Origin of the sequence: Reyranella sp. (assembly GCF_030651995.1) — a bacterium.
In the GTDB taxonomy this organism is placed as follows: Bacteria; Pseudomonadota; Alphaproteobacteria; order Reyranellales; family Reyranellaceae; genus Reyranella.
On sequence record NZ_JAUSBN010000035.1, the window covers coordinates 180,812 to 194,512 of the forward strand.

15 protein-coding genes, 2 tRNA genes, 1 pseudogene and 1 riboswitch are annotated in these 13,701 nt (G+C 66.6%); of the genes and pseudogenes, 11 read left to right on the plus strand and 7 right to left on the minus strand.

The window, feature by feature from the left end; all coding sequences use genetic code 11:
- Positions 1–7: 7 nt before the first annotated feature.
- On the plus strand, positions 8–985 hold the full coding sequence (locus tag Q7V45_RS10095; protein ID WP_304850995.1) for a sterol desaturase family protein: 978 nt from the start codon (positions 8–10) through the stop codon (positions 983–985).
- On the opposite strand, the gene Q7V45_RS10100 is transcribed toward Q7V45_RS10095, so the two are convergent.
- Positions 960–1,892, minus strand: coding sequence for a sugar kinase (locus Q7V45_RS10100; RefSeq protein WP_304850998.1), 933 nt, complete (start codon positions 1,890–1,892; stop codon positions 960–962). The two genes, Q7V45_RS10095 and Q7V45_RS10100, sit on opposite strands and share 26 nt — an antisense overlap.
- Positions 1,893–1,992: 100 nt before the next feature.
- Between Q7V45_RS10100 and Q7V45_RS10105 the strand changes: the two genes are divergently transcribed.
- Positions 1,993–3,792, plus strand: coding sequence for an IlvD/Edd family dehydratase (locus Q7V45_RS10105; RefSeq protein WP_304851001.1), 1,800 nt, complete (start codon positions 1,993–1,995; stop codon positions 3,790–3,792).
- Between the two features lie 9 nt (positions 3,793–3,801).
- Here Q7V45_RS10105 and Q7V45_RS10110 read toward each other — a convergent pair whose 3' ends face one another.
- Positions 3,802–4,344, minus strand: coding sequence for a hypothetical protein (locus Q7V45_RS10110; protein WP_304851005.1), 543 nt, complete (start codon positions 4,342–4,344; stop codon positions 3,802–3,804).
- Positions 4,345–4,611: 267 nt separating this feature from the next.
- The gene (locus Q7V45_RS10115) at positions 4,612–5,490 is read right to left on the minus strand and encodes an SDR family oxidoreductase (protein WP_304851009.1); all 879 of its coding nucleotides are present in this window, start codon (positions 5,488–5,490) and stop codon (positions 4,612–4,614) included.
- 124 nt (positions 5,491–5,614) lie between these two features.
- On the opposite strand from Q7V45_RS10115, the gene Q7V45_RS10120 reads away from it, so the two are divergent.
- Entirely contained in the window at positions 5,615–6,133 is a 519-nt protein-coding gene (locus Q7V45_RS10120; RefSeq protein WP_304851013.1) for a cold-shock protein, read from the plus strand.
- 7 nt (positions 6,134–6,140) lie between these two features.
- Here the strand turns inward: Q7V45_RS10120 and Q7V45_RS10125 are convergent, their stop codons facing one another.
- The 3 genes from Q7V45_RS10125 to Q7V45_RS10135 are packed head-to-tail and all read right to left on the minus strand — an operon-like array spanning position 6,141 to position 8,505.
- Positions 6,141–7,082: an ABC transporter substrate-binding protein gene (locus Q7V45_RS10125; protein WP_370692586.1), complete on the minus strand. Its 942-nt coding sequence runs from the start codon at positions 7,080–7,082 to the stop codon at positions 6,141–6,143.
- A 2-nt stretch (positions 7,083–7,084) separates the two neighbouring features.
- Positions 7,085–7,822 carry an ABC transporter permease gene (locus tag Q7V45_RS10130; RefSeq protein WP_304851016.1) on the minus strand — a complete coding sequence of 246 codons (738 nt, stop codon included), beginning with the start codon at positions 7,820–7,822 and terminating at the stop codon, positions 7,085–7,087.
- Positions 7,819–8,505, minus strand: a complete 687-nt coding sequence (locus Q7V45_RS10135; RefSeq protein WP_304851019.1) for an ABC transporter ATP-binding protein — start codon at positions 8,503–8,505, stop codon at positions 7,819–7,821. Before Q7V45_RS10135 ends, Q7V45_RS10130 begins: the two co-directional genes overlap by 4 nt.
- A gap of 17 nt (positions 8,506–8,522) precedes the next feature.
- Positions 8,523–8,624: riboswitch (TPP riboswitch) on the minus strand.
- 81 nt (positions 8,625–8,705) lie between these two features.
- On the opposite strand from Q7V45_RS10135, the gene Q7V45_RS10140 reads away from it, so the two are divergent.
- The 3 genes from Q7V45_RS10140 (at position 8,706) to Q7V45_RS10150 (ending at position 11,931) form a co-directional block, all read left to right on the plus strand.
- On the plus strand, positions 8,706–9,200 hold the full coding sequence (locus Q7V45_RS10140) for a DUF192 domain-containing protein (RefSeq protein WP_304851022.1): 495 nt from the start codon (positions 8,706–8,708) through the stop codon (positions 9,198–9,200).
- Between the two features lie 169 nt (positions 9,201–9,369).
- Entirely contained in the window at positions 9,370–11,037 is a 1,668-nt protein-coding gene (locus Q7V45_RS10145; protein WP_304851025.1) for a formate--tetrahydrofolate ligase, read from the plus strand.
- 3 nt (positions 11,038–11,040) lie between these two features.
- Entirely contained in the window at positions 11,041–11,931 is an 891-nt protein-coding gene (locus tag Q7V45_RS10150; RefSeq protein WP_304851028.1) for a PhzF family phenazine biosynthesis protein, read from the plus strand.
- 1 nt (position 11,932) lies between these two features.
- On the opposite strand, the gene Q7V45_RS10155 is transcribed toward Q7V45_RS10150, so the two are convergent.
- A complete protein-coding gene (locus Q7V45_RS10155; protein WP_304851031.1) occupies positions 11,933–12,343 on the minus strand; it encodes a DUF2237 family protein in 411 nt (136 codons plus the stop codon).
- A gap of 83 nt (positions 12,344–12,426) precedes the next feature.
- On the opposite strand from Q7V45_RS10155, the gene Q7V45_RS10160 reads away from it, so the two are divergent.
- The 5 genes and pseudogenes from Q7V45_RS10160 to Q7V45_RS10180 form a co-directional block, all read left to right on the plus strand.
- Positions 12,427–12,503 (plus strand) — tRNA-Pro (locus Q7V45_RS10160).
- A 27-nt stretch (positions 12,504–12,530) separates the two neighbouring features.
- Entirely contained in the window at positions 12,531–12,833 is a 303-nt protein-coding gene (locus tag Q7V45_RS10165) for an ETC complex I subunit (protein ID WP_230548892.1), read from the plus strand.
- A 33-nt stretch (positions 12,834–12,866) separates the two neighbouring features.
- Positions 12,867–12,942, plus strand: a tRNA-Arg gene (locus Q7V45_RS10170).
- A gap of 70 nt (positions 12,943–13,012) precedes the next feature.
- The gene (locus Q7V45_RS10175; protein ID WP_304851036.1) at positions 13,013–13,174 is read left to right on the plus strand and encodes a hypothetical protein; all 162 of its coding nucleotides are present in this window, start codon (positions 13,013–13,015) and stop codon (positions 13,172–13,174) included.
- 23 nt (positions 13,175–13,197) lie between these two features.
- Positions 13,198–13,701: pseudogene (locus tag Q7V45_RS10180) on the plus strand (hypothetical protein); the annotation flags it as partial.

Genomic DNA, 13,701 nt, shown 5'->3' on the forward strand with positions numbered 1-13,701 from the left:
GCGCGCGATGCGCGACCTGCTCGATATCTGGGTCGGCGCCCAGGCTTGGCTGTTCGAGACCCTGGTCAGCCCCGTCCTGTTCCATTTCGGGCTGATGGCCTGGTACGAGCCGGGCTACAGCGCCGTCGAATTCGTCATGCTGGGCGTCGTCCAGATCGCGGTGATCGCGATCGGCATGCGCTACTTCGAGCGCCGCTGGCCGCTCGAGAAGGCGGGCAGGGACGACGGGCTGATCATGGTCGACCGCGTCTATACCTTGCTGAACAAGCTCGGGGTGATCCCGCTCGCCATCTTCATCCTGACCTATCCGCTGGTGCAGGAGATCGAGCTGGCGGTGCGAAGCTGGGGATACGCGCCGCCGCGGCTGGAGCGACTGCTTCCGTGGATCGGCGACAATGCGCTCGCCTCGTTCCTCGTCTACTTCGTGCTCTACGACTTCGCCGCCTACTGGCTGCATCGGGGACAGCATGCCTTCGGATGGTGGTGGGCGCTGCACAGCCTGCATCACAGCCAGCGCCGCATGACGGTGTGGACGGACGACCGCAATCACGTGATCGACGACCTGATCGTCACCCTGGCGCTGGTCCTGTTCTCCCAGTTCGTCGGCGTCCAGCCCGGCGAGTATGTCGTCATCCTGATGGTTGGACGGCTGATCGAGAGCTGGTCGCACGCGAACGTCGACATGTCCTTCGGCTGGCTGGGCGAGCGGCTGTTGGTCGGCCCGCGCTTCCATCGCCTGCATCACGCGCTTTCGACGCCAGCCGAACGCCATATCCAGGACCATAACTTCGCGCCGGTTTTCCCGATCTGGGACATCCTCTTCGGCACGGCAATCTACGACGGCAAGACCCGACCGACCGGCGTCGACGATGCCGTCGCGGATGCCGACAATGGACGCGGCTGGATCGTCCAGCAGGCGACCGTGTTCGGCCGCTTCGCGCGGGCCGTGATGCCGAGACTCAGGCGTCGCGCTCCAGCACGCTGAGAACGTCCGCCGCGCGCGGCATGGGAGTCACGGCGCCGTAGCCGGTGGTCGAGAGCGCCGCCGCCACGTTGGCATAGCGCGCCGCCGTTTCCGGGGCGTCGCCGGCCAGCAGGCGGGTCAGGAACGCGCCGTCGAAGGTATCGCCGGCGCCCGTCGCGTCGACGGCCTCGATCTCGTGCGGGGCGATGCGGGTCTGGCGTTCGCGCGTCGCGATCAAAGATCCTTCGGCTCCCATCTTGAGGGCTACCAGAGGCACGCCGAGCCCGAGATAGTAGGTGGCGATCGCTTCGGGCTCCGTCAGCCCGGTGAGCTGACGGGAATCGTCGAGGCTGGGCAGGGCGATGTCGCAGCGCGCGATGGTGGCGTCGATGACCTCGCGCGCCACGTCGAGTTCCCAGAGCCGCAGGCGCAGATTGGTGTCGTAGGAGACCTTCACGCCGGCCTTGTGGGCGGCGTCGATGGCTGCGTCGCAGGTCTCGCGGGCACTGTCGCTGATCGCCTGGCCGATCGCCGAGAGGTGGAAGACCCTTGCGCTCGCGATGTAGTCCGCGGCGAGCGTCTTGGGCGTCATCAGGGAAGCCGCGGAGTTCTTGCGCAGATAGTCGAACTTGTGGCCCGCGGCGGAGTGGGTGACGAAGCTGACGCCGGTCGGTGCCATGGGATGCCGCGTGACCCTCGACGCATCGACGCCCTCGCTCTTCCAGAGGTCGAGGAAGGCATCGCCCATCCAGTCCTGGCCCACGCTCGTGAGGTAGCCGGTCGAGGCGCCCTGACGGGCCGCTGCGATGGCCACGTTCTGGGAATCGCCGCCGAAGCCCTGTAGCCATGTGCGACCGTCGCCGCCCCTGGGCCGGTTGAATTCGATCAGGGGTTCGCCGAGGCAGACGATGTCGGGAGAACTTGTCATGCAGTGAGAATTGTCACGAGCCCGCCCGGACCTCAAGCGATGCGCTGGACTTCCCCCATGCCTTCTCTCAGGGTTGAGCCAACAAATCTGGAGGGAACGGATGGCGAGCAGGAAGAACGGGAAGGGGACCGGGCGTCCCTTGCGCAGCCGCGAATGGTTCGACGCCAAGGGCGACCCGACGATGGCCGCCCTCTACCTCGAGCGCTACATGAACTTCGGCCTGACTCTGGCCGAGCTGAGGAGCGGCCGGCCGATCATCGGCATCGCCCAGACCGGCAGCGACCTGTCGCCCTGCAACCGCCATCACCTCGACCTCGCAACCCGCGTTCGCGACGGCATCCGCGACGCCGGCGGCATACCGATCGAGTTCCCGGTCCATCCGATCCAGGAAACCGGCAAGCGTCCGACAGCGGCGCTCGATCGCAACCTGACCTATCTCAGTCTCGTCGAATGCCTGTACGGCTACTTCTTCGACGGCGTGGTACTGACGACGGGCTGCGACAAGACCACCCCTGCGATGATCATGGGGGCGGCCACCGTCGACATTCCCGCGATCGTCCTCTCGGGCGGGCCGATGCTGGACGGGCATTTCGCCGGCGGCCTCGCGGGCTCGGGTACCATCGTGTGGTACGCGCGGCAGGAGCTGGCGGCGGGCCGCATCGATATGGAAAAGTTCATCGAGATGGTGGCGTCGAGCGCGCCCAGCGTCGGCCACTGCAACACGATGGGAACGGCGCTCTCCATGAACAGCATGGCCGAGGCGCTCGGCATGTCGCTGCCCGGCTGTGCAGCCATTCCCGGTCCCTACAAGGAACGGGGCCAGATGGCCTACGAGACCGGCAGGCGAATCGTCGACATGGTGTGGGAGGACCTGAAGCCCTCCGACATCCTCACGCGCAAGGCCTTCGAGAATGCCATCGTGGCGGCGAGTGCGCTGGGGGCCTCGACGAACTGCCCGCCGCACGTCAACGCCATCGCACGTCATATCGGGGTGAAACTCGAGAACAAGGACTGGGACGAGATCGGCTACGACATCCCGCTGCTGGTGAACTGCATGCCCGCCGGCAAGTATCTGGGCGAAGCCTTCCATCGCGCCGGCGGCGTGCCGACCGTGATGAAGGAGCTCCTGAACAAGAAGAAGATCCACGGCGATGCTCTGACCGTCTCGGGCAAGACCATGGCCCAGAACCTGCGCCACGCGATTAAGGCCGATGATGAGGTGATCAAGACCTACGACAAGCCGATGCTGAACCAGGCGGGCTTCGCCGTGCTCGGCGGAAACCTGTTCGACTCGGCAATCATGAAGACTTCGGTAATCTCGCCGGAGTTCCGCGAGAAGTATCTGGAACGTAAGGACGACCGAGACGCCTTCGAAGGCACGGCCATCGTCTTCGAGGGGCCGGAGGACTATCACCACCGGATCAACGATCCCGAACTGCCGATCGACGAGAACAGCATCCTGGTGATCCGCAATGCAGGCCCGGTCGGCTATCCCGGCGCCGCCGAGGTGGTGAACATGCTGCCGCCGGACCGGCTGGTGAAGGGCGGCGTGCTATTGCTGCCCTGCATCGGCGACGGCCGTCAGAGCGGCACCTCGGCCAGTCCGTCGATCCTGAATGCCTCGCCGGAAGCAGCCGTAGGCGGCGGCCTCGCGCTGCTCAAGACCGGCGACAGGGTCCGGGTCGATATCGGCAGGCGCACCGCCAACATCATGATCACGGCGAAGGAGCTGGCGAGGCGCCAGAAGGCCTGGAAGCCCGACGTGATCCCCAGCCAGACGCCTTGGCAGGAGCTTCAGCGCAAGTTCGTCGGCCAGTTGGCCAGCGGTGCCTGCCTCGACTTCGCTGTGAACTACCAGAAGATCGCCAAGACCAAGGGAGTGCCCAGGCACTCGCACTGACATCCGCGATCAGCGGAAGAGGCGCTGCTCGACCGAGACGGGAAGGTCGGCCCGGCTGATGAGGATGATCGCCCAGGGCGAGGTCGGCGGGCCGACGGGGCGGGCAGCGGGCGGTGGAGGCGGGGCCAGCGAGGCGGTAGCGCCGGGCGCGGCAAAGCCCGATGCACCCGGAGGCAGGGCCGAGGGCGCGTTGACGATGCCTCCCCCAGCGACCGGACGCGGGCCCGCGCCGCGCTGGGCCATCATCATCTCAGCCGGCATGCGCTCCTCGAAGACGACGACGATGCGATCACGCCGGCGCGCCGTCGACAGGATGTTGACGGCATAGCCTTCACCGCTGCGCCGTCCAAGGAAGATGCCGACGGCGTTCATCCGGCCGGGCTCGAACATGTCGGGGGCCGGGGAGCCGACACGGCTCCAGAGGCTTCGCCACTCGGCGATCGTCGTCGCGACCACGTGCTCGGGCTGACGTGTAGCGGCGGTCGAGCCCTGCCAATGACGTGCATCCACGCTTTGCGCGAAGACGGCAGGGACCATCAACATGCCCGTCATGACTGTACCCAGGAACAGCATTTGCCGACGCGGCAAATGCTGCACGAAAGGGGCGACCGGCTTGTTACTGGACTGCACGATTGGATCTCTCGGGGACCCGATGATTGCTTGTTTTTGGAAGCCTCAAAACACCATGACACTTTGGCTCAATTGAGGCCGGAGTCTCGTGGCCAGTGCCACTCTAGCACTTCCACGGTATGCTCCGTCTCAATCGTCCCGGCATGTTGCACGAAAGCCACAGGTCCGCGGGGCGCGCGCATTTTCCCGCTAGCTGCGCTTGGCCTTGTCTGCGGCATTGGTCGACCGGATCTGCTCCCGGATGCGCGCCCAGTCCTCCTCGCTGTAGGACATCATGTTGGAGAAGGTCCCGTTGCCCATGATGCCCATGGCCCCGTCGATCGCGATGACCTCGCCGTTGATGTACTCGACCTCTTCGCTCATCAGGAACGCCGCCATGTTGGCAAGTTCGCTGGGGCGGCCGACGCGTCCCATCGGGTTCCGCGTGTTGTAGCGCCTGTCGTCGCCTTCCTGCAGCGGGTTGAGGCGGGCCCAGGCGCCCTCCGTCGGGAAGGGACCGGGCGCGATCGCATTGAGGCGGATGCCGTGGCGTGCCCATTCGACGGCGAGGCTCTGGGTCATCACGGCGACGCCGGCCTTCGACATGGCCGAGGGTACGACGAAGGGGCTGCCGGTCCACACCCAGGTCGTGAGGATGCTCAGGACGCTGGCCTTGCGCTTTTCGGCGATCCAGCGCTTGCCGCAGGCGTTGGTCATGTAGAACGTGCCGTGCAACACGATGTTGGCGATCGCGTCGAAGGCCCGGGGGCTCAGGTCCTTGGTCTGCGAGATGAAGTTGCCGGCCGCGTTGTTCACGAGCCCATCGAGCGGGCCGGTGGCCCAGATCTGCTCGATCATCTCCTCGACGGCCGTAGCGACGCGGATGTCGACGGTATGGAAGTCGACGCGGCGGCCGGGGTACTTCTCCATGACCTGCTTGGCGGTCTCCTCGAGGACGCCGCCGCGCCTGCCGCATATCACACAGTCTGCCCCCAGTTCGACGAACTTCTCCATCATCATGCGGCCGAGGCCGGTGCCACCGCCGGTGACGAGGAAGCGCTTGCCCTTGAACAGGTCGGTCTTGAACATTTGTGGGTCCTCCCGCGAACAACTGGGTGATTCGTCTAGCGTGAAGCCGCAACCCCGTACAAGGACTGTTGCTTCTTCAACAAAGCATGATTACGATTTCTGCATAACAACACGGGATCGTTGAATGACGACCCATCTGGGAGAGACGAGCGGGGACGTCGGTACGATTGAGCTGCGTGGTAAAGTCAAGTGGTTCAACGCTGTCAAAGGCTATGGGTTCTTGGCTCTGGACAGCGACAATAGCGACGCGTTCCTGCATGTGACGACACTGCGACAGGCCGGGCATGAGGATCTCAAGCCCGGTGCGACCGTAGTATGCGCAGGTGTCCGCGGCCCGAAAGGGTGGCAGGTCATGAGGGTGATCGACGTCGATCAATCGACGGTCGTTGCCACGACGGCGAAGCCTCCGCCGATTCCCGAAGGCATCGCCATGGGCGAGTACATCGCCGCACTGGTGAAATGGTACAATAACGAACGCGGCTACGGCTTCGTCACGCGCGAGACGGCCGAGGGCGACATCTTCGTGCACGCCGCAGTGCTGCGGCGGCACGGCATGGATTCGCTCGCCCCGGGACAGAAGGTGATGATCCGGATCGCCGAAGGACAGAAGGGCCTGCAGGTCGTCGAGATCCGCGGCGCGTGATTCCCCTCTATTTGATCTCGCGCACGTAGCTGTCGAGCGGCGGCGCCTGCTTGATCAGGCCGCGCCTCACGAGGAAATCCGCAAACGTCGTGTAGCGCGCGCGGTCGAGCGCCGAGGGATCGGACGCGAGGAGAGGCAAGGTGTCTTTCCAGGCCAGCCGGTTGAGTTCGTTGTCGAGATCCTTGCCGTACCGGGAGAAGCTCGCCCACGCCTCGGCCGGATTGGCCTTCAGCCATGCAGTGGCCTCGGCGAGGGCGGAGAGCAGCTTCTTCGTGCGCGCGGCGTCTACGCTCTCACGCTTGGCCAGGATGATGAGTTCGTCGTAGGTCGGCACGCCGTGCTTCTCGACCAGCCAGATCCGCCCCTTCGCCTTGTTCAGTTCGAGGTCGTTCAGCTCGAAGTTGCGGAAGGCTCCGATCACACCGTCGACCTGCTTGCTCATCAGCGCGGTCGTCAGCGCGAAGTTGACGTTTACCAGCGTCACGTCCTTCAGGGTGAGGCCGGCGCTCTCCAACATGGCGCCAAGCACCGCTTCCTCGAAGCCCGAGACGGAGAAGCCGATCTTGCGGCCCTTGAAGTCGGCAAGGGTCTTCACGGGCGAGTCTTCCAGCGCCACCAGAGAATTGAGCGGCTGCGCCACCAGCACGCCGACCCGCACCAGCGGCAGGCCTTCGGCGACCAGCAACTGCAGGGTCGGCTGGTAGGAGACTGCGTAGTCGGCCTGTCCGGCCGCCACCAGCTTGGGCGGGGCGTTGGGATCGGCGGGCGCAATCAGCTCGACGTCGAGGCCCTGCTTTTCGAACAGGCCGCGCTGCTTGGCGATCACCAGCGCGGCATGGTCGGGGTTCACGAACCAGTCGAGCAGGATGCGGATCTTGTCTTGGGCAGCCGCGGGAAGGGCCAGGCAACAGAGTGCCAGAATGGCGATCAACCGGGTCATTACTTGCATTGTCAGTCTCCTTGATGGGATTGCCACGGCACGAGGCGCCGTGCGAGCCGGTCCGCCGCGGTATAGAGCGCGAGCCCGAGCAGGCAGAGGATGGTGAGGGCCGCGAAGGCGAGGGGCGTCTGGCCGCGGGCCAGCGACTGGGTCATCAGGAAGCCGAGCCCGGCACTGGCGCCGACCCATTCGCCGATTACCGCGCCGATCGGTGCGACGGCTGCGGCGATGCGGACGCCCGAGGCAAAGGCTGGCAGGGCCGCCGGCAGCCTGATCTGCAGCAGCACGGCGCGCGGCGGGGCATTCATGGTGTGGGCAAGCTCGAGCCACCCCGGGTCGGTCCGGCGGAGCCCGTCGTAGAGGCTGCTCACGACGGGGAAGAAGATGATCAGCGCCGCCATCGCGACCTTGGACGCCATGCCATAGCCGAGCCAGAGCACGAGAAGGGGCGCGATCGCGATCACCGGGATCGCCTGCGAGACGATCACCAGCGGCAAGGCCCAGCGGCGCCAGGCGGCCGACGCGGCGAAGATCACCGCAAGCGTCGCGCCGAGTACGAGTCCGAGCGCAAGACCCAGGAGCATTTCGCTGGCGGTCCACACGGCCTGTTCGAGCAGGAGGTCAAACCGCTCCGCAAGCACGACGGCGACGCGCGAAGGGGGCGGCAGGATGTAGGGCGGCAGTCCGGTGAACCACACCAGCGCCTCCCAGGCCGCGACCAGGCCCAGCGCGGTAGCGAGCGGCCTCACGCTTGCCTCCGCAGTTCGCCGATCAGCCGCGCCTGCAGCGCGAGAAGAGCGGCATCGCCGGGATCGCGGGGTACGGCGCCGGGCGGGGCGATGACCGGGCCGACGGTGAAGGGCCTGCCCGACAGGACGCGGATTTCGTGGCCAAGGCGCAATGCCTCCAGCGGATCGTGGGTGACCATCACGACCGTCCGGCCCTCGAGAAGGTGCGCCGCCAGATCCTGAAGGTCGAGGCGCGTCACCGCGTCGAGATGCCCGAACGGCTCGTCCATCAGGACGATCCGGCGATCCTCGCAAAGCGTGCGCGCGAGGGCCGCCCGCTGGCGCATGCCACCGGACAGGGTGTGTGGCAGGTCCTGCAGCCGGTCGCCCAGTCCCACTTCCGCCAGCAGGGCGCGTGCACGAGGCTCGGCGGCCCGGTGTTCCGCCCGGTTGCGGCGCAGCCGGTACCCCAGCAGCACATTGTCCAGCACGCTGAGCCACGGCAGCAGCAGGTCGCGCTGCGCCATGTAGGCGACGGGTCCGGCGGATTCGGTGCCCGGAAGAAGGCCCGCGAGGTGGCGCAGGAGGGAAGTCTTGCCGACGCCGCTGCGGCCCAGCAGGCAGGTCGTGCGGCCACCGGCAAAATCGAGGGACAGGTCCTCTGCCACGACATGGCCGTCGAGGACGATATGTGCCGAACGCACCGAAAGAGCAGGCGAAGACGTCAACGAGCCACCAGTCCCTACGCCGGCATTAACCGGATCAGGTTCGGGGTCGTCCTTCCGGACCTCTCAGCCGCCAGGCGGCTCCCCCCGATGAGCGGCCATCACTATGGGTAGGAGCCTCTCGTCATGCAAGCGTCATCGGTTTGACGAAATCGCCGTCCACGCTCTATGCCATGGCAATGGCTCAAGAAGTTTCCAGATCGCCGCTCAGCCGGCGCCTCTTTCTCGCCGCGCCTCTCGTGTTGGCCGGCGGGGCCGCCTGTGCGCAGCAGGGCCCCAACGATGTCCAATTCAAGCGTTCGTCGCTGGTGGTGGTGTCCGGCGGCCGTGAGATCAAGTTCGACGTCGACCTGGCGCTGGACGACATTCAGCGCGCGCGTGGCCTGATGTTCCGCGAGAAGCTCGGCCCCTACGAGGGCATGCTGTTCGATTTCTACAAGGAAGCGCCGGTCAGTTTCTGGATGAAGAACACGCTGATCCCGCTCGACATGGTGTTCATTGCGGCCGACGGCACGATCAAGTCCATCCATGCCAATGCCGTGCCGCATTCGACGGAGACCATTCCCAGCCAATTCCCGGTGCGCGCCGTCCTCGAGATCAACGGTGGCAGCGCCAAGCTGCTCGGCATCAAGCCGGGAGACAAGGTCCTGCACCCGATCTTCGGCAACGCCTAGCGATATCAGGGCCTGGCGTTTCAGCGCGCAGGTCATCCCGTCGCCGACGGCGCATCGCGTGCCGACATCGCTGTCGATCCTGTGCCAGCTCTACATCCTCTCTCCTGTTGGCTCGGTACGTCCGGCTCGCTAGGGTCGCGACCCTGAAATGGCGGGTTTGGGAGTGGGTATGTCGGATATCGAGATCGCGCGGCGCGCAATCAAGAAGCCAATGAAGGAAGTCGCAGGCCGCCTCGGCATCCCGGAAGATGCGCTGGAGCCCTATGGTCGCGACAAGGCGAAGCTCGATGGCGACTATGTGAAGTCGCTCACTGGCCGCAAGTCGGGCCACCTGATCCTCGTGACTGCGATCAATCCCACCAAGGCGGGCGAGGGCAAGACCACCACGACGATCGGCCTGGGCGATGCACTCTGCCGCCTCGGCAAGAAGACCGCCATCGCGCTCCGGGAGCCGAGCCTCGGACCCTGCTTCGGTCAGAAGGGCGGCGCCACCGGCGGCGGCCAGGCACAGATCGTACCGATGGCCGACATCAACCTGCATTTCACCGGCGACTTCCACGCCATCACGACGGCGCACAACCTGCTCGCTGCGATGCTCGACAATCACATCTACTGGGGCAACGCACTGGGCATCGACAGCCGCCGGGTCTTCTGGCCCCGCGTGCTCGACATGAACGACCGCGCGCTGCGCGACGCGGTCGTCAGCCTGGGCGGCGTCGCCAACGGCTTTCCGCGGCAGACGCGCTTCGACATCACCACCGCATCGGAGGTCATGGCGATCCTGTGCCTGGCCGACGATCTCGAGGATCTGGAGCGGCGGCTGGCACGGATCGTCGTGGCCGAGACACGCGAGGGCAAGGCGATCACGGCCGGCGACCTCAAGGCGGCCGGCGCGATGGCCGCTGTGCTGAAGGACGCCGCCAAGCCGAACCTCGTGCAGACGCTGGAGAACAATCCGGTGCTGATCCACGGCGGCCCGTTCGCTAACATCGCGCATGGCTGCAACTCGGTGATCGCCACGCGCGCGGCCCTGGCGCTCGGCGACTATGTCGTCACGGAAGCGGGCTTCGGGGCCGACCTGGGTGCCGAGAAATTCCTCGACATCAAGTGCCGGCAGGCCGGGCTGAAGCCGGGTCTCGCCGTGGTCGTCGCCACCGTGCGGGCCCTCAAGCTGCACGGCGGGGCCGACGAGAAGGCGCTGGAGAAGGAGGACGTCGCCGCCGTGCAGCGGGGCCTGCCCAACCTGCTGCGCCATGTCGAGAACCTGCGCAAGTTCGGCCTGCCGGTTTTGGTCGGCATCAACCGCTTCCTGACCGATACCGCCGCCGAACTGGAAATGATCGAGGCGCAGTGCGCCGTTGCGGGCGCCAAGGCCTATCTCTGCGAGCATTGGGCCAAGGGCGGCGCCGGCGCGGAAGACCTCGCGGGCGCCGTCGTCGCCACGCTCGACGAAGGCAAGGCAGCCTTCAAGCCGCTCTATCCCGACGACCTGCCGCTGGCGCAGAAGATCGAGACCATCGCCCGCGAGATCTACCGCGCCTCGGGCGTGGCGATCGCCGGGCCGGCCCTGCGGCGCCTCAAGGCGCTGGAAGCGGCGGGCTACGGCAAGCTGCCGGTCTGTATCGCCAAGACGCAGTACAGCTTCGCCGCCGATCCCGAGCTGCGCGGCGCGCCGACGGGCCACACGCTGCCAATCCGCGAGGTTCGCCTGTCGGCCGGTGCCGGGTTCGTCGTCGCGATGGCGGGGGAGATCATGAGCATGCCGGGCCTGCCGCGCGTGCCGGCGGCGGAAAACATCCGGCTGACGGCGGATGGTCAGGTGGACGGGATCTTCTGAGACATGCGCACCTATTCCTTCGTCACGGTCGACGTGTTCACGAACACGCGGTTCGGCGGCAATCCGCTTGCGGTCTTCCCCGACGCGACAGGCATGAGCGATGCGGAGATGCAGTCGCTCGCCGCCGAGTTCAACCTGAGCGAAACGACCTTCGTGCTGCCGCCGGAGGATCCGGCGCATACGGCGCGGGTCCGCATCTTCACGCGCACGCGCGAGATGCCGTTCGCGGGTCATCCCAATGTCGGCACGGCCTATGTGCTGGCGCAACAGGGCAGGGACAGGAACGGAAAGCTCCTGTTCGAGGAACTGGCCGGCCTGGTCGAAATCGACGTGGAGCGTGATGGATCGGGGGCGCCGATCGGAGCGACCATTGCCGCACCGCAGCCTCTCTCGCTGGGACCGGAGTTGCCGGCCGAGAGCATTGCCGCCTGCGCGTCGCTGGCGCCCGCGGACATTCGCGTGAGCGCGCACAAGCCCGTGGGCGCGTCGCTCGGCAATCCGTTCGTCATCGCCGAAGTCGAGCCGTCGGCTCTGACGCGCGCGACACCGGATTTCCCGTCCTTCCGCCAGGCCGTGGAACACACGCCGGCGCTGAACGGCCGGCTCGGATTGTATCTCTATGCCCATGCCGGGCAGGGGAATGTGCAGGCCCGCATGTTCGCGCCCCTGGGCGGCACGATCGAAGACCCCGCGACCGGCAGCGCCGCCGGCCCGCTCGGCGCGCTGCTCCTATCTCTGACGGATGCCCCGGAGCTCCGTCTCGACATCCATCAGGGTGTCGCCATGGGAAGGCCGAGCCTGCTGCGCGTGGTGGCGCGGCGTGGCGCCGACGGCATTCGGGCCACGATTGCCGGGCAGTGCGTGCCGGTGCTGCGCGGCGAGGCCGAGCTCTGATCTAGTGAGGCCGGAAGGCGTGCTGCTTCAGGTTGGCCAGCGGCACGACGTGCAGGGTGACGGCGTGGGTGGCCTCCAGCACGACCTGGGGCGCGACATTCGCGTCGAAGGCTTCCTTCCAGCGGCTGGCGCACAGACACCAGCGGTCGCCGGGATTCAGGCCGGGGAAGCCGTATTGCGGCATCGGCGTGCTGAGATCGTTACCCCGAGACTTCGAAAACAGGAGGAATTCGGCGGTCAGGACGACGCAAACCGTGTGCAGGCCGATATCATCGGCGCCGGTGTTGCAGCAGCCGTCGCGATAAAATCCGGTCACGGGGCGGGTGGAGCAGGGCTCCAATACGCCTCCCAGCACGTTTATGGATGGGGCGCGGCGGTCGGGGCGGCCCTGCTCGGGCGTCTGATCGAACATGGACCTATCGTAGCATCTGGAAATTGAGCTTTCGAGGCGGCGGGGCCGCTGGTAGAAACCCTCGCGTCAAAGAGGTGTATCGGCGGGGCGTAGCGCAGTCTGGTAGCGCGTCTGCCTTGGGCGCAGAAGGTCGTCGGTTCGAATCCGGCCGCCCCGACCACGCCCGAAAACGGAGTTAGCGGAAGCCATGCAGGTTCGCATCTTCAAGCCGGCCAAGACGGCCATGCAGTCGGGAACGGGCAATACCCACGAGTGGGTGCTGGAGCCGGAGCCGTCGCGCAAGGAGATCGACCCGCTGATGGGTTGGACGAGTTCGCGCAACACGATGCAGCAGGTCCGCCTGTTCTTCCCGACGCTCGAGGAAGCCAAGGCCCATGCCGAGAAAAACGGCTGGCAGTATACGGTCGAACAGCCGCACAGCCGTCCAGTGAGGGCCAAGGCCTACGCCGATAACTTCGCCTATAACCGCGTCGGCCGCTGGACGCACTGAACGTCCCTGTCTGATGCAGGGGATTGGAACGACGCGCCCGTAGCTCAGTGGATAGAGCAACCGCCTTCTAAGCGGTAGGCCGCTGGTTCAAATCCAGCCGGGCGCGCCAATTTCCTGGCCACGGTCCTCAGGTTGGTCTAGCGGCACGTGAACCGGATCTGGCGATTGCCGCTCCGCTGATGCTGTTGATCGACAGGCTGGCCGGCAGCATGATCTTCCCGTCGATCAGCGACGTCATCCTGTGGTGGGAGCGTCATCGCACGCGTGCGGTCGGCATCAGGAGTCCAGCCGTCTCCGTGGCCACCACGGTGGCATTCGCCGTCAGCCCGCTCCAGTTATAGGCGCGATGTCAGTGGTAGAACCCTTGTCCTCGAGTCCGCCCTTCGTCGAGCCAGGCCCGCCCGGACCGTCGCGCGAGCCGCTATCGACCGCGGCGCGCCGGGGGATCCTGGCGCTGGTGATCTTCTTCCACGTGGGCGGAGGCTGGGCACTGACGCAGGTCGAGCCGGTGAAGCTGGTGGTGGGCGACATCGCGCCGATGGAGGTGCGGATGGTGGCGCCGGAGGAGCCGGGCCAGCCGGAGATCGAGAACGCCGAACCGCCGCCGCCGCCCGACCTGCCGCCGCCGGAGTTCCCGCTGGCCAAGATCGAGCTGCCGCCGCCGGACGTACCGCCGCCGCCGGAGATTCCGCCGCCGGAGAAGAAGGTCGAGCCCAAGCCCCGGCCGCCGGAGCCGAAGCCGGTGCAGCGCAAGCCGCAGCCGGCACGGCCGGCCGCACCGGTCGAGGCGGGGCCGCAACAGGCCGCGCCGGCGGCCCCGGCGGCCCCGCGCACGGTGCAGGCCTCGCAACTCGGCTGGCTGGTGCAG

What these genes read in the sequence shown, in the direction of transcription:
- Q7V45_RS10115 (WP_304851009.1), bottom strand. Translation starts at nt 5,490, where the DNA reads ATGTTCAAGACCGACCTGTTCAAGGGCAAGCGCTTCCTCGTCACCGGC.
- Q7V45_RS10125 (WP_370692586.1), bottom strand. Translation starts at nt 7,082, where the DNA reads ATGCAAGTAATGACCCGGTTGATCGCCATTCTGGCACTCTGTTGCCTG.
- Q7V45_RS10145 (WP_304851025.1), top strand. Translation starts at nt 9,370, where the DNA reads ATGTCGGATATCGAGATCGCGCGGCGCGCAATCAAGAAGCCAATGAAG.
- Q7V45_RS10095 (WP_304850995.1), top strand. Translation starts at nt 8, where the DNA reads ATGCGCGACCTGCTCGATATCTGGGTCGGCGCCCAGGCTTGGCTGTTC.
- Q7V45_RS10105 (WP_304851001.1), top strand. Translation starts at nt 1,993, where the DNA reads ATGGCGAGCAGGAAGAACGGGAAGGGGACCGGGCGTCCCTTGCGCAGC.
- Q7V45_RS10150 (WP_304851028.1), top strand. Translation starts at nt 11,041, where the DNA reads ATGCGCACCTATTCCTTCGTCACGGTCGACGTGTTCACGAACACGCGG.
- Q7V45_RS10120 (WP_304851013.1), top strand. Translation starts at nt 5,615, where the DNA reads ATGACGACCCATCTGGGAGAGACGAGCGGGGACGTCGGTACGATTGAG.
- Q7V45_RS10140 (WP_304851022.1), top strand. Translation starts at nt 8,706, where the DNA reads ATGGCTCAAGAAGTTTCCAGATCGCCGCTCAGCCGGCGCCTCTTTCTC.
- Q7V45_RS10175 (WP_304851036.1), top strand. Translation starts at nt 13,013, where the DNA reads ATGCTGTTGATCGACAGGCTGGCCGGCAGCATGATCTTCCCGTCGATC.
- Q7V45_RS10100 (WP_304850998.1), bottom strand. Translation starts at nt 1,892, where the DNA reads ATGACAAGTTCTCCCGACATCGTCTGCCTCGGCGAACCCCTGATCGAA.
- Q7V45_RS10165 (WP_230548892.1), top strand. Translation starts at nt 12,531, where the DNA reads ATGCAGGTTCGCATCTTCAAGCCGGCCAAGACGGCCATGCAGTCGGGA.
- Q7V45_RS10110 (WP_304851005.1), bottom strand. Translation starts at nt 4,344, where the DNA reads ATGACGGGCATGTTGATGGTCCCTGCCGTCTTCGCGCAAAGCGTGGAT.
- Q7V45_RS10155 (WP_304851031.1), bottom strand. Translation starts at nt 12,343, where the DNA reads ATGTTCGATCAGACGCCCGAGCAGGGCCGCCCCGACCGCCGCGCCCCA.